Raw genomic sequence first — 15,071 nt, forward strand, 5'->3', positions numbered from 1 at the left:
TCGCGAATGAATTCGCTCCCACGGTGCCATTAGTGTATGACGAAGCCACCGTGGGAGCGGATTTATCCGCGATTAGCCGGACCGAATCAAAGGCAATCTGCTCGAATCTCTGAATGGGTCATCAGCAAGCGCTGCCCAACCTAATCCTGATGAACCGCAAAGACAAAGTCCACATCGGTGCCCGTGTCACCGCTCAGGTGGAGTTCATAGTCACCAGGAGGCAGGTCGTCGACTGTCAGGCGACGGCCATTGCCGTGAGTGGGGTGGGCCACGGTGTCGCCATCACTGTTACGCAGCTCATACGCCAGATCCTGGTTCCCGGGATTGTAGGTCAGCTGCACCTTGAGCTCTTCACAGGCAAGGCTGAAAGCAATGGACTTGCCGCTATCACCTTCACGATAAACCCCGGGTAACCGTTCCCGGATCCCCTGCTCGGGACAGGCCGTGCCCTCGCCATTATCGGCATCATCGTCACCGTTACCGTCGCCGTTGTCGCCTAACTCGCCGACTCGGAAATCCCGGCCCGAGGCGGAGTCGGCATTGAGCAGCAAGCCGCCGGTAAAACTTGTGCCGATCAGAATCTGGCTGTTGGCCTGAGTGCCGGTGGAAACGGTATCGAAGACATCAAAGCCCACGGCTTCATTGATCTTTTCAAGACCCAGGCGGATGACAATGCGGTTGCCCGTCATCTGTCCGTCATCGGCCTCGCCAATGGTTTCCTGGTTGCGGGTGCCGGTGTCCAGCACAGTGAAGCGGCCGTAGGCATATTCCGCCTGGCCCAGTTCATTGATACTGGCGGTGACAAACAGCTCCGTATCACTGAAGAAGGAACTCATGGTCCAGCGGTTGTTGGGCGTACGTTCGTCCAGGTCAGCCACCTCAAGGGTGTAGACCAATGCATTGGCGTCGGCATCGTAATAAAAACGACCACTGAGGATGTCCTGGGCCTGGGTTCCGGTCTGGTCGCCCCGGACATCCACGATCTCGGGCGTGTCCGGTCCCGGCATCAGATCGAAGGCCGGGCTCACGGCCGACAGGCCGATGGCCTCGCGCACAGCGTTGTGGGCATCCACATAGCCAGCGCCCACCACCCGTTCCTCGAAGGGCATGGGATTGGCCGAGCCCCTCAGAATCAGCATGATCTCTTCCGGCGTCAGGGCCGGATTGGCCTCCAGCATCAGGGCGATGACACCGGCCACATGGGGTGCGGCAAAGCTGGTGCCCTGGGAGGTGGTGTAGAAAGGCAGAAAGCCCGGCGGAATATCGGTGTCCTGCAACAGCGCCGTGCCCGCCAGATTGGTGAGACCAGCGCCCTTGCTGCGCACGCTCTTGATGTTGACCCCGGGCGCGGTGATGTCAGGGCGCAGATTGGGCGCCTGTTCCGGATCGGCCGGGTGGGGGGCCGCCTCGCGGTCACTGCCATTATCCATGCCGCGGGAAGAAAAACCGGCCGGACTGCCCAGGCCTTCCTTCTGCCCCGCCGCCACCGAGATCACCCAGGGGGCCACGGCCAGGCGGTTGATCGCACCGGGCGCATCACCGCTGTTGCCGGCGGCAAAGACCACGGCAATATGCTGATCATTCATCATCCGCGTGCCCACATTGATGGGATCGTAGGGATCGTAATTGTCCGCCTCGCCCAGATCGGAGCCGAAGGAATTGTTGACCACGCGGATGTTGTAGACATCCTGGTTGGCGAGAATCCAGTCATAGGTCTGCACAATGGCGAAAGTGGATAAGCCGGCATCATTGCCCGCGTTGAGCCCAATCAGATCTGCCCCGGGCGCCACACCGGCATAGAACCCTGCTGAAGCGGCCCCGGTGCCACCGGTCACGCCGGCGACAAAGGTGCCGTGGCCACCTTCAATATCGGTGTGCGGGGAGTCCTCAACCGCGATGGGGGGCACCAGCTCGCTGGGGAAATTCAAGGGCACATCGGCGAGAGGGAAATAGACATTCTGAACCACGTTCTCCCCCAGGCGCAGATCCGAGTGGGTGGCATCCACACCGGTATCCACCACGGCCACGCCGATGCCCTGGCCGGAGACCGGCAGGCCCATGTTGGCCGTCTGCACATCGCGGTCGCGAATCAGCGCTTCCAGGCCGATAAAGGCACGGCTGGCATTGGTATAGGGCTGATGGATGCGATTGCCGTAGATGGAGACCACACCGGGCAGGTTTTGCAGCTGACTCAGCTGAAGCCCTGTTGCCTGCACCAGCACCATGGGCAGCTCATTGAGTACCACTCCGGCGGTGACCCCCGCCATGACCAGGCTGTCGAGGGTCTGCTGCCCGACATCGTCCTCGAAGCTGATCACCATCTCATGCAGGGCCAGAGGCGCAGCCGCGGCCTCGGCTTCCAGCACCGGGTCCAGGCTGGGCTGGGCCTGCACGGGGAAAACAATCACCAGGGACAGCAGTATTGCCAGAATGTAGGGACGCATGGCATGACCTCGTAATGATTTCTCGGGACTGTAGCCAGTGTCGGTCCCTGCGTGGTCGACACCAATAGGGGCGATCCCTCAGCCGGGACCGGGAAAACCCTCATGGAGGAACCTCTGATTGACTCATTCGCACCCGCAGGGGTGGCCGGGCCGGATCGCCGACTGCAGCGCTTACGCTTCAGTCGCTCTGGCTGAATCGGTCAAGCAGATTCACCGCCGAGAGGGCATATTCCGCGCGGGTCAGGACATCGCCCGGACGGAAATGGGCCCGGATGGTCGGTTCCAGCTCGAAAGGACCCTGCTCAAGGCTGTAATCCACGTGCATGAGCCGGAAATCCAGGGCGAGCTGGACATGCCCCTTGAGTTCGGCGGGAATGGCATCGTCATCCTCCAGCGCCACCCGCTCGCCAAGAACCTCGACGGTCACCGGCTCATCGCCGAGATTGTCACGAACAGCCTGGGCCTCGGCCTGCAGCCCCAGGGTCTGGATCAGGGAATAGGCCAGCTCGGCCCGCTCGACCACGCCGTCGGGGTCAAACGCGGTATCCGATTGAACCGGCACCACTGCATCCTGTGTATGACGTAGATCGCGTTGCGCGGCCCCGCGAACACTGACGGCCTCGGCAGTGGCGAGATCCAGGCCACCCACATCCAACAGGGAATCACTGCCGTCGCTGGGCCGGAACTGACGGATGCCACCACCCTGGGTCAGATAGTCAGCCAGTTCCGCCCGGGTCAGTGCCTGATCCGGCTCGTAATTGCCGCCGACACGGGCGTCCAGCAGCCGTTCGGCCACGCCCTGCTCGATCAAGCCCTGGGCGGGATGACCATCAATGTCGTTGAGGCCGGTGAAACCCTCCACCCGCATGAAATCAACGCTCGCATTCACCGTGCCCGGCAGGCCGACACCATTGGTCAGGCCCAGGGGATCAAGGGCCACGCCGGAAACAGCACCAATGCCGCGAGCCTCGATCTGCCATTCCCCCGGCACGGCCGGAGCGGTGACGGCGATGCTCGGCCCGAGCAGGGGCAGAGAGACACCGGACCCATAGCGATTGCCATCCGGATCGGTAAGAACAATGGCCACGGTGTTATCGGACGCATTGGCGGTGGCGATCACGGTGGACAGCCCCGCTTCCACATGGAAGGTTTCCGGCCCGGAATCCAGCAGGGGATCATATTCCAGGGCGAAATCGGGGCCTTCGATGCGCGACTGCTGCACCTCGGCGTTGAAGTCACGGTTCAAGGTCTGGGTCAGGCCATAGTCATCACGGATACCAGCTGCCGCGATCACGGCAGCATGGGCATTGACCATGCCGGCACCCACTTCCCAGTCTTCACGGCCGGGCATATTGGTCGCGGTATCCTCGAGAATCCGGATGATGTCCGACCAGTGCAGCTGGGGATTGGCTTCCAGCATCAGCGCCACGATGCCGGCCACCACCGGCCCGGACATGGAGGTGCCGCTCATGTAGGCGTAATGGGCATCCTTGGGGTCAAGCAGAGACAGCACACCGCTGTTGGCCATGGCCGAAATGATATCCACGCCGGGGGCGACCACGGTGGGACGGTCCACCCATTCGAAGACCTCGCCATCCACCTCGACGGTGCCACCGCCGCCGCGCTTGCCGCGGGAGGAGAAATCCGCCAGGGTGCCATCCTTGTTGGCGGCACCCACCCGGACGATCCAGGGGGCCTTCATGAAGCTGCCGCCGATGGTGTCCTCGCCGGAACCGGAGTTACCCGCGGAGAAGACCACCATCACGTTACGGTCCGCCAGACGCTTGGTGGCAATGGCGGTGGGATGGTCCGGATCAAAATCGTTTCCGGCGTCACCCGGGCTGCCCCAGGAGTTCTGGATAACCCGGATGTTGTAGCGGAACTGGTTGACCAGCGCGTAATCGAAGGCGCCAATGGTATCCACCAGCAGCAGTACCGCCCCCGAACCGTAACCAATCAAATCCGCGCCCGGGGCCATGCCGGCATGCTCGCCACCGGAAGCGGCGCCGGTACCGGCAATGGTGCCTGCCACATGGGTGCCGTGGCCGCTAGCGATATCGGTGTCCGGCACATCTTCCACCCAGGTGATGGGCAGCATGCCATCGACGGCGTTCAGGTTGGTGGTGCCGAAGACGTTCTGTACCGTCTTGTCACCGAACGTGAGATCCGGGTGGGTGGCATCAATGCCGGAGTCATTCACCATCACCCCGATGCCGGCCCCGGAATACGGCAGGCCCATGGCATTGCGCAGATTGACATCACTGCGCATCCTTTCCACGCCGGTCAGATCCCGGGCATCCCTATTGCTATAGCTCAATTCCTTGTTGAAATAGATCGACCGCACCTGATCCTTCTCGGCAAGGGCGGCGATCTGACTGGGTGTGGCCACGGCCGCTGCCATGGGCAGGGCCTGGAAGTGCACACCCGACAGTCCCAGGGATTCCAGCAGCGAAACCTGCTCCTCACCCAGGGGACCATCGCTGTCAAAGCTGACAATCACTTCCGCGGTATCCTGAGGGCCCAACTGATCCAGTTTGGCTTCCAGCGCCGGTCCCAATACCGTTGCGCTCGCGGTAGCCGGCAGGGCCGTGATGGCCGCGGCCAGGCCCAGCAGTCGCAACCGCATTGAACTTTGATTTAACATGACCAACCTCCGTAATGATGAAAACGCACACGCCCGGGGGCATGCCATGCAGTAGAGCAAGTGCAGGGTGCTTGCCGACAGAGGGGAAAACCCCCAGCCGGACAAATGCTTTCCCCTACGGACCCTTTTGTCTGAGTCAGAGGTTCCATAAAACGACCCGACTCCCCTGGGGGAAGCCGGGCCGTACATTGGCGGATCATCGGGGGGGGTTGCTGGTGTGGCTGACCCGCCAAAGTCCTTTACGGGATTGTTGGAGCCCTCTTATTGACGATAACGATCCAGGAAGTTGATGGCATTGAAGGCATAGGCCGCTCGACTGACATCATCCTCCGGATGGAAATGCGCGGTCAGCGTGGGCTCAAGATCAAAGGCTCCCTGCTCGATTCCGAACTCGGCCCGCATCAAGCGAAGGTCCAGAGCCAGCTGAACATGACCACGCAGCTCGACCGGCACCTGACTGTCGTCCTCAAGCGGCACGGCCTCGTCCTGGAAAGGCGCGGTAATGACCTCATCCTCCAGCGCTTGCCGGGCGGCCTCGGCTTCCGCCTCCAGGCCCAGGGCCTGAATCAGACTGAAGGCCAGCTCGGCGCGCCGTACACTGGCATCGCCATTGAACACACCCGTGTCATGGGGCATGACCGTGGCCCCCTGTTGCCCAACCAAATCCCGCAGGGGCCCACCCTGGGCCACCACGGCCTCGGCCGCGGCCTGAGCAAAGCCGGTCATGTCCAGGATGGTGTCGCTGCCGTCGGTGGGACGGAACTGGCGAATAGCGCCGCCCTGCATCAGATAATCCGCCAGCTCGGCACGAGTAAGAGGCTCGTCCGGGGCATAACTGCCACCGTCACGGGCGTCCACCAACCGCTGACTCACGGCCTGTTCGATCAGGCCCTGGGCGGGATGCCCGGCAATGTCATCCAGGCCGGTAAAATCATCCAGGCGGATAAAATCCACACTCGCGTTGATGGTCCCGGGCGCCGCCGTACCATTAGTCACTCCAAGCGGATCGAGGGTGACACCGGAGACGGCTCCGATACCGCTGACCTCAATGGTCCACTCACCGGGAATGGCGGGCGCGGTCACGGCAATACTCGGGCCCAGCAGGGGCAACGATATGGAGGAACCATAGCGGTTGCCGTCCGGATCGGTCAGCGCGATGGCCACGGTGTTGTCGCTGACATTGGCACTGGCAACGACCGTGGAGAGACCGGAATCAACATGGAATGTTTCCACGTCCTTGGGTCCAATGGGCGAGAAGAACAGTTCGAAGTCCGGCCCACCGACGCGTGTCACCGAGGCCTCGGCATTGAAGTCCCGGTTGAGGTTGGTGGTCAGGCCATAGTCATCGCGAACACCGGCAGCCGCGGCCACCGCCGCATAGGCATTCACATAACCGGCACCCACTTCCCATTCCTCATAGCCGGGCATGTTGGTGGCCGTATCCTCAAGTATCTCGATCACCTCGCTCCAGTGCAGGGTGGGATCGGCTTCCAGCATGAGCGCAACAATGCCGGACACATGCGGCGCGGCCATGGAGGTACCGCTGAGGCTTTGATAGAAAAGCGAGCCGGCCGGATCTTCCGGGTCATAGCCCAGCGGTGCGGTCGGATCGGTTTTGGCCTGGGCGGAAATCACATCCACGCCCGGGGCCACCACGTTGGGCCGATCGGTCCACTGGAACTGCTCGCCACCGATCTCCACCTGGCCACCACCGCCGCGCTTGCCGCGGGAGGAGAAATCCGCCAGCTCACCATCACGGTTGCCGGCGCCGACGGTCACGACCCAGGGTGCCTTCTTGAAGCTGCCGGTGATGGTGTCTTCGCCGGAGCCGGAGTTACCGGCGGAGAAGACCACGACCACATTGCGATCGGCCAGGGCCTTGGTGGCGATACTGGTGGGATGGTCCGGATCGAAGTCCGATCCGGTATCACCCGGGCTGCCGAAGGAGTTCTGGACAATGCGGATGTTGTAGCGGAATTGATTCACCAGGGCATAATCAAAGCCACCCAGGGTATCCAGGATGAACAGTCCGGCACCGGAGCCGTAGCCGATGATATCGGCGCCCGGCGCCACGCCTTCCTGCTCACCACCGGAGGCGGCACCGGTGCCGCCCACGGTCCCGGCCACGTGCGTGCCGTGGCCACCGGCGATATCGGTATCCGGTACGTCTTCCACGTAGCTGATGGGCAGCATGCTGTCGACGCCGCGAAGATTGGTCTGGGCGGCAACGTTCTGCACGGTCTTGTCCGGATAGCTAAGGTCCGGGTGATGGCCGTCAACGCCGGAGTCATTCACCAGCACGCCGATGCCCATGCCCGAATAGGGCAATCCCATGGCGGTGCGAAGATTCTGATCACTCCGCATCCGGTCCACGCCGGTGAGTGCGGTACCATCAGCATTGTCATACTCCAGAGCCTCGTTCAGCCACAGGGAGCGGACGCCATCGATATCACGCAGGGCGTCGATCTGATCCGGCGTGGCGACTACACCGGCTATGGGCAGGGCCTCAAAGTGCACACCGGTCAGCCCCAATGATTCCAGGGCGTCCAGCTGCGATTGTTCCAGGGCGCCATCGCCCTCGAAGCTGACTATGACTTCCAGGGTGTCACTGAGACTGCTGTTGCTGAGCTCATCCTTGAGGCTGTCACCGACGGTCACGGCAAGGACCGAGGCCGGCAGCATCATCGCCGCCGACAGGCCCAATGCCGAGACGCCGGCATAAAGGGATTTTCGATTAAACATGACTGCCTCCATAAGGCGGTTGTTTCGACGCCTCTTAGTAAGACAGAGGGGGCAATGAACGGGAATCGGGGAAAACCCCCAGAGGGGCGGATGATCTTCACCCAGCATGGGAGCTGGGCATCAATCGCTCACGGGCGAGGTGGGGGATTGGGTAGTGGGAGGCATGTCAGCCGATACCATGGTGGGCTTCGAGTGGGCTAGGACCCTTCGACGTCGGTGACGGATTGCGTCCCGGCTTCGGTCCTGGTGGGGGTCACCTTGGGCGTGCTAGTGGAGGGATTGGTTCTGTCTTATCTCTTGGTGCCGTCCGGAGGCTTTTGATCGCGAATAAATTCGCACCCACGGTGCCTATAGCGTATGCCGAAGCCGCCGTAGGAGCGGATTTATCCGCGATCTCCCCAGCCAAATCGAAGGCAATCTGATCATCAACTTGAATTTGCCATCAACAAGCATGGCCAAGGTGACCATCACCAAAGGTAGGCCTAGGTGGCGACAGGCCTTTCCAAGACTGTGTGAGCCAGGATGGCGAACCCAGAGCCCCCAGGGATGGGTTTACGGCGTTCTTGGAAAGGCCTGTCGCCACCTAGGCCGGAACGCAACCCGTCACCGACATAGAAAGGTCCTACCTAAGCCGAAGCCAAACCCACCTAATCCGCTAACTGATCAAACCCCGCTTCGCTGCATAGCGAACCAGTTCGGCGGTATTGGCCAGACCCAGCTTGTCGAGAACCCGGCCGCGGTGGTTTTCGGCAGTCTTGACGCCGATATCCAGACGGCGGGCAATTTCCTTGGTGGTGAGGCCTTCACAGACCAGGTGCAACACCTCCCGCTCGCGATCGGTCAGGCTGCCATAGGGGTCTTCGGCACTGCGGTGGGGGTTTCGCTGCTGCTCGGCCAAGACCTTGGCGGCATGGGCGCCGAAATAGGCCTGCCCCCGGGAGAGGGCATCCACCGCCCGGCGTAGTTCCTCACCGGCGCTGTCCTTGACCAGATAGCCGCTGGCCCCGGCCTGAATCAGCGGCAGCACGTATTCTTCCTCGTCGTGGTGGGTGAGCACCAAGATCCGGGTATCGGGGAGTTCGGCGTGGATGCGGCGAACCACTTCCATGCCGTGCAGCCCCGGCATGGAAAGATCAATAATGGCCACATCAGGCCGGTTCGCCAGGGCTTGCTCCACCGCTTCCACACCATCAGCGGCCTGGGCCACCACCTGATAGCCTTCATGCTGCTCCAGCAGACTGACCAGGCCTTCACGAACGATGCTGTGATCGTCCGCGAGCAAAAGTCTAATGGTCTCCATCGCCCTCCCCCCTGTCGAGAACCAGGCTGGCGGATACCATGGTACCCCGGCCCGGGCTTGAGCTGATCAACAGTTCACCGCCGAATAGAGAGACCCGGTCGCGCATACCGGCCAGGCCAATACCCCGTTCTTCCCGGGTTTCCACCGCCTCAGGATCAAACCCCTCGCCGTTGTCGCGTACCTGCAGCTCCAGACGATTGCCGATGCGGGTCAAACGGATATCAATACGCGTGGGTCGGCCATGCCGGACCGCATTGGAGAGCGACTCCTGGGCCACGCGGAAAATCAGGGTCTCAGCGTCACTGTCCACCCCCACACTCTCGTCACCGGCGCGAACATTGACCGGAATCCCGTGAGATTCACGCACCCGTCGGGCCAGCCACTTGAGGGCCGGCACAAGCCCCAGGTCATCCAGCACGGGCGGTCGCAGCAGGCGGGACAACTCCCGAACCTCCTCCAGCGCCTGTCGGCATAGGCTTGCGGCGGCATCGCGGGCGGCCGAGTCGCCATCCAGGGACTCTACCCGGTGACAAAGGGCGGTCAGTGTCTGACCCACGCTGTCATGCAATTCGCGCGCGATATGACGACGCTCCTCTTCCTGGACCCGCCACACCGAACGGGCCAGGCCGCCGAAGCGCTGCTGCACCTGGGCCAGCTCGGAGAACAGGGCATCATTCTGCTGCTCCAGCGCCTGCAGGCGGTCCGCGTCCTGCCGGGAACGGCGGCTAAGGCGCTTGAATATCATTGCCACTCCCTTCCGCGACCCAGCTCACTGCCGCGGCCACAAAGGCTGCCTGATATTCAGGCGACAGACCGCGCATGAGGCGTTGATGCTCATCGCGCATTGCCTCGCGGGCCTGTTCCGCAGCGGACTGATCACCCCGGGCCTCGGCAATCCGCATCTGCAGCAGCTGAAATTTCCAATTATCGCGCCACGGCGTCAGGCCGACCGGCGCCCGCAAGGACCGTCTCACGGTCCGCTCGGCCGCCTCCAGCTCCCCGGCGAGATACTGCGACCTGGCCAGCAAAGTGCGCGCCTCCAGATGCAGCGGCAGATGTCCCAGCTGTTCTGCTTGGCGGACAAGCCGCGCCGCCTTTTCCGTGGATTGTCCCGGCTGCGCGCTCAGTCGCGCCAGAGCTACCTTCAGCTGCTCCACCCCACTACCGGTTCGCTCGGCGTGATCTGAGGCCTGATCAAATCGTCCCTGGAGCCGGGCCAGATGCGCCAGCTGGGCATGATTGCCGCCCCGTTCCAGCCAGCTTTCGGCCCGCGCCAGGTACTCCTCGGCCTCGGCAGACCGGCCCAGCCATTGCAACAGTTCGGCATTGCGGAGACTGAATTCGGCCATGCCGCGAACGTCATCCATATCATCAAGAATGGCCATCGCCTGCCGGTAACCGTCGAGAGCGACCGCAATCCGCCCCTGGTGATAGGCCACTTCGGCCAGGCTGCCCTCAACCGCCGCCTCACTGAAGGGTTGGCCACCCTCACGGCTGATCTCAAGGGCCGTTAGCAGGGAGCGAATGGCCGCCTCCCACTCGCCGCGGGCAAGATGCAACTGCCCCAGGGTCTGGAGGGTGCCCATCTCCCCTCTCGGGTTTTGCTGGTTCCGAAAATAGTCCAGGGCATTATTGGCAAAGACCCCGGCATTGTCATACTCACCAAGCATGAGATAGGCGAAGGCCACATTGTCTTCGCTTTGGGCCACGGCATGGGATCGCCCCATCCTGCGATAGAGCCGCAGGGCCTCGCGGAACTGGCTCAGGGCGGTGGCATAATCACCGCGCTCTTCCTCCAGCAAGCCGAGTTCCGTGTACAGATCCGCCAACCCCTCGGTATCCCCGAGCGCTTGGCTGATCTCCAAAGCGCGGTTGATGCTCGCGCGCGCGGAATCAAAATGACCGCTGATCATCTCCAGGCGGGCCAGATTACTCAGGCTTGCGGCCAGACCGCGTTTGTCACCGGCCTCGTCACGCAAGTCGACGGCAGAACGATAATAGTCCCCGGCCAGTTCAAGCTCACCCAGGTGTTCATGGGCGATGCCAAGGGCATTCAAGACCTCGCCCCGCCCTTGAGGCCCGCCAACCCGGTTCTGGACCACCAGCGCGCGGACCAGGTAATCCTCGGCAGCCAGTCCGGGATTGCCCGAAATGATGGCGAACTTGCCCAGCAGGAACCAGGCGCGGGGGTGGGTGGCGTCACGGGCCGTCACTGCCTCCAGTTGCTCACGGGCGCGGTCGAATTCCCCCATGTCCCCTTTGAGTTCACCCAAGGCGACCCGGGCTTCCATGTCATTGGGGTAATCGGCCACCAACTGCTCGAGTGTCTCCCGCGCTTCCTCCATGGCACCCACCAGGCGGGCGTGTTGGGCTAGGGCCCACAGGACCTGGCGCCCTTCCTGGCCCTGCAGGCGGCCAAGGGCCTCTTCCGCTGCCTCAATAGCCGCCTCCTGCCGTCCAGCATCCGCATAGGCGGACGCCAGGCGGCTCCAGGCAAGCACGAATTCCGGGTCCGTCTCCACGGCGGTCTCGAGGACCGGAATCGCGGCGACGCTATTACCCAGTAGCAGGTGTTCCAGGCCGCGATCGTAGGCCAGCATGGCCTCCGGGTAGCCGGAATGAATGGTCGGCTCATGGGCCGGCTCTGCCGCGTCAAGAGCACTGAACAAGGTCCTGGCCAAGCGGGGTGCGTCAGCAACCGGAGTGTCCGCGCCGAATCGTTCCTGCGTCCTGGCAACCCTCTCACCACGGGCATCGGATAGATACAACTCCACCTGGACACGCTCCGGATCGCCCGCCATCCGGCCATGAACCACCCCCGATACTTCCAGCAGATCCGCCAACTGGCGGATCTCCAGGGGGCTGATGTCCTCGGGATCCAGTCTCAGATTGCGCATCAGCTGAAGCACCCGGAAAGAGTCCACCAGCTCCAGCGCCGGCTGTTCCGCCAGGGTCGCCGAGATGGCCTCGGCCAGGGAGCGGCCACTCCAGCTCGCGGTGCCCTCGCCCTCCACGCTCAGGGGCAAGACAGCAATCCGTTCGGTCGGGGTCGGCTCGGTATCGGTGAGCGGGAAGCTGGGCCACAACTGCCAGGCCAGCAAAGCGGCCAGGGTCACCACACCGGCCGCCGCTGCTCCCAGTGAGGCCCGACGCCGCACGCGCCGTCCCGCCTGGCCGCGACCCAGGTCACGGACCAGTTCCTTGGCATCGGCATAGCGATCCGCCGGATCTCGGGCCAGGCAGCGCCGCAGGATCCTGAGCATCCAGCCCGGCAGGGACACGGACAGCTTGCCGGGATCAATGGCGCGGCCCGTGCTGCGCTGGGCAAGTATTTCCTCCAGGGTTTCGCCGCTGAAAGGCAGCCGGCCGGTCAGCGCCTCACACAAGATCAGTCCCAGCGCATAGATATCGCTACGCCCGTCCACTGCCTCGCCACGCACCTGCTCCGGGGAGAGGTAATCAGGGGTGCCCATGATCTGGCCGGCCACGGTCAGACCGCTCTCCCGCATGGAGCGCGCGACGCCGAAATCGGTGACATGGGCGCGGCCGGACTCGTCCAGCAGGATATTGGCGGGTTTGAGATCACGATGGACCACATCCTGATCATGAGCGGCGGCAAGGGCGCCGGCCACATCGGCGCCCATGGAGGCGGCTTCTTCGACCGACAGCGGGCCCTCGGCGAGGCGTTCCTTGAGCGTGCGACCGATGACCCGGTCCATGGTCAGGAACAGGGCATCACCGTCCTGGCCCATGTCGTGAATGCGGACCACATTGGGGTGACTGACCTGGCGGGCAAGGAGAATCTCGCGCCGAAAACGTTCGCTGCCCTGTTGGGAGCGACCGCCCTCGGGCTTCAACAGCTTGACCGCCACCGACACGTCCAGCTGCTGATCATGGGCTTCATACACTACGCCCATGGCGCCCACACCGATCACATCATTAATCCGGTACCGCCCGGCCAAGACCGTCCCGGCCGGGAGCATGTCGGTGGCGGCGGTCTGGGTCAGCGTCCGCTCATGACCGGTGGTGCTGTGCTTGTCATTACTCATGTCGGCTCTGGCTGCCTGCGGTGGGCGTGGGACGTATAAACCGCCTTATGACTGACGATAGGCGGGGAAGACCTGCTTTAGCAAGCGCTGCAGAGGCGAGTCGTTGCCAATCTCCGTGGCATGGGCGGGTGGCGGTGTCCCGAGTGCGAGAATTTCATCGCGCAGTAGCAAGCCACTGGCGGCAAGACCGGCCTGGGCCGCCAGCCCCTCCAGCAACTCGCGGTCCAGGCGATTGCGCGCCCCCGGGACGCGCTCACCGGCCAGCACGACCAGGCCAATCAGGCGCTCGGCGACCACCAGCGGAATGGCGACGTGACCTTTCCCCACATCCTGGTCGGACGGCAGCTGATAGACGGCCTCGCCGATTGAAGCCGCCTGGCGACAAAGACGCTTCGCCTCATCGTCCGGCGCGGTGGTTTCTTCCAGATCGGACATGACCACCAGCTCGCCTCCAGCCTGACGGAGCCAGAGTGAACAGGCCCTGGCCTCCACCAGTTCCATCATGCCGCGCAGGGAGTCGGAAAGCAGCTGGCGCGCATCACTGAGATCCCGAAGCGGTCGTTCCAGCATCATCGCCGTTCGACGGCGCCTGGCCGGGGGGATATCACCCGACTCGTCATCCCGACTCCAGGCGATGGGTACCCCACCCAGGCTCAACCAGCCGGCATCCGGCAATGCCGCTTCCAGCACCAACCGCCCATCCAGACGGGTTCCGTTCTTGCTGCCCAGATCTTCCAGCCACCAACCACCGTCACGAACATGAATGCGCAGGTGTCGGCGGGAGACCCGGGGATCATCAATGACGATGTCACAGGCCGGGTTTCGCCCCAGGCTGACATCGGCCTTGCCGGAGATCCGGTGACGGACCGTGGCGCCGTCACGCCCGTAAACACTGAGGCGTGCGCCCAGGGCCTGATTCAACTGAAGTTGATCGCCTGGGTCAGGCTGAAACGCAAGGTCTGGGCTTCAGCCCGCAGGACACCCGCGACATTGTCCAGGTCCCGCGCCGACCGCCAGACGTTGGGCAGCCCGGTACCGCTGGCGGCTTCAACCAGGGCCTCGAAGCTCTGCAGGTAATCCAGGGCGGTGGCAGCGTCACCGCCAGCCCAGGCGCTGCGTGAGGCCTGCAGGGCGACATCCAGCTCATTGAACAACACACTGTCCATCTCTGTCGCGAACTGGTTCAGGCTTGCCTCCAAATGATCAAACTTGGCATTGATGGCGTCCGGCAGCAGACGGGTATCAGCGACGATCAGAAAATCGGAGAAGTTGCCGGTGGACCCCCGGGTTCGATAACTGCCGCCACTCACCGACGCGGTGATGTCACGGAAATCCTCTCCCGGGGAGGCGGCAAAAATCCGAAACGGGGTTGCCGCCGTGTACTGGAGATTGCGGGTATAAAGCTCCACTTCCGCCACGCCTTCGAAAGCAAATCCACCATCAGCGGGCGGGGCCACCGTCACCCGTACCGGGAAACTGCTGAGCAGGTTGATAGCGGTGGGATCGGGTAGTCGTTGCAGGATATCCAGATCGGTAATGTCGATCGTGGATGCCGACAGCCCCAGATTGTCCACCGACAGGCCGACCGACTTTTCAAAGCGCAGCACCAGTTCGGCCTTCAAGCCAGGTGTAAGCTCGATGTCCGCGGAAAGCTCGTCGCCCTCCACGATCGGATTCTGTATACCGGCCTTGGCGGGAAGACTGAAGGCCATGCCCAGGCCGACCAGAGCTATCAGGATTCTGAAAGTCATGTGCAACTACCTCGCCAGTTTTCTGGTACCGCCACCCCTACATGAGAAAACGCTAACCTTTTCCAGTTGTCGGCGCAAGCCGGTTTTTTTTATTGGGAAACCCCGCCCAATCAGTAATCTAGGGGTTCACAGGACGAACGG

General features: G+C 62.9%; 8 protein-coding genes. All 8 read right to left on the minus strand.

What is annotated here, in order from left to right; translation table 11 throughout:
- Window positions 1-140: 140 nt before the first annotated feature.
- Window positions 141-2,444 (minus strand): S8 family serine peptidase, encoded by a 2,304-nt coding sequence (locus VCB98_RS03500; RefSeq protein ID WP_346050511.1) that lies wholly within the window; start codon window positions 2,442-2,444, stop codon window positions 141-143.
- Between the two features lie 178 nt (window positions 2,445-2,622).
- Window positions 2,623-5,088: a S8 family peptidase gene (locus tag VCB98_RS03505; protein WP_346050512.1), complete on the minus strand. Its 2,466-nt coding sequence runs from the start codon at window positions 5,086-5,088 to the stop codon at window positions 2,623-2,625.
- A gap of 261 nt (window positions 5,089-5,349) precedes the next feature.
- Window positions 5,350-7,830, minus strand: a complete 2,481-nt coding sequence (locus tag VCB98_RS03510; protein ID WP_346050513.1) for a S8 family serine peptidase — start codon at window positions 7,828-7,830, stop codon at window positions 5,350-5,352.
- Window positions 7,831-8,485: 655 nt separating this feature from the next.
- Entirely contained in the window at window positions 8,486-9,130 is a 645-nt protein-coding gene (locus VCB98_RS03515; protein WP_346050514.1) for a response regulator, read from the minus strand.
- Entirely contained in the window at window positions 9,117-9,875 is a 759-nt protein-coding gene (locus tag VCB98_RS03520; RefSeq protein ID WP_346050515.1) for a sensor histidine kinase, read from the minus strand. The genes VCB98_RS03515 and VCB98_RS03520 overlap by 14 nt, the downstream gene beginning before the upstream one ends.
- Entirely contained in the window at window positions 9,856-13,179 is a 3,324-nt protein-coding gene (locus tag VCB98_RS03525; RefSeq protein WP_346050516.1) for a serine/threonine-protein kinase, read from the minus strand. The genes VCB98_RS03520 and VCB98_RS03525 overlap by 20 nt, the downstream gene beginning before the upstream one ends.
- A 45-nt stretch (window positions 13,180-13,224) precedes the next feature.
- Window positions 13,225-14,100: an FHA domain-containing protein gene (locus VCB98_RS03530; protein ID WP_346050517.1), complete on the minus strand. Its 876-nt coding sequence runs from the start codon at window positions 14,098-14,100 to the stop codon at window positions 13,225-13,227.
- A complete protein-coding gene (locus VCB98_RS03535) occupies window positions 14,097-14,930 on the minus strand; it encodes a DUF6689 family protein (protein WP_346050518.1) in 834 nt (277 codons plus the stop codon). The genes VCB98_RS03530 and VCB98_RS03535 overlap by 4 nt, the downstream gene beginning before the upstream one ends.
- Window positions 14,931-15,071: the final 141 nt, after the last annotated feature.

It is taken from the genome of Natronospira elongata (assembly GCF_034931365.1).
Taxonomy (GTDB): domain Bacteria; phylum Pseudomonadota; class Gammaproteobacteria; order Natronospirales; family Natronospiraceae; genus Natronospira; species Natronospira elongata.

What these genes read in the sequence shown, in the direction of transcription:
- VCB98_RS03500 (WP_346050511.1), bottom strand. Translation starts at nt 2,444, where the DNA reads ATGCGTCCCTACATTCTGGCAATACTGCTGTCCCTGGTGATTGTTTTC.
- VCB98_RS03505 (WP_346050512.1), bottom strand. Translation starts at nt 5,088, where the DNA reads ATGTTAAATCAAAGTTCAATGCGGTTGCGACTGCTGGGCCTGGCCGCG.
- VCB98_RS03510 (WP_346050513.1), bottom strand. Translation starts at nt 7,830, where the DNA reads ATGTTTAATCGAAAATCCCTTTATGCCGGCGTCTCGGCATTGGGCCTG.
- VCB98_RS03515 (WP_346050514.1), bottom strand. Translation starts at nt 9,130, where the DNA reads ATGGAGACCATTAGACTTTTGCTCGCGGACGATCACAGCATCGTTCGT.
- VCB98_RS03520 (WP_346050515.1), bottom strand. Translation starts at nt 9,875, where the DNA reads ATGATATTCAAGCGCCTTAGCCGCCGTTCCCGGCAGGACGCGGACCGC.
- VCB98_RS03525 (WP_346050516.1), bottom strand. Translation starts at nt 13,179, where the DNA reads ATGAGTAATGACAAGCACAGCACCACCGGTCATGAGCGGACGCTGACC.
- VCB98_RS03535 (WP_346050518.1), bottom strand. Translation starts at nt 14,930, where the DNA reads ATGACTTTCAGAATCCTGATAGCTCTGGTCGGCCTGGGCATGGCCTTC.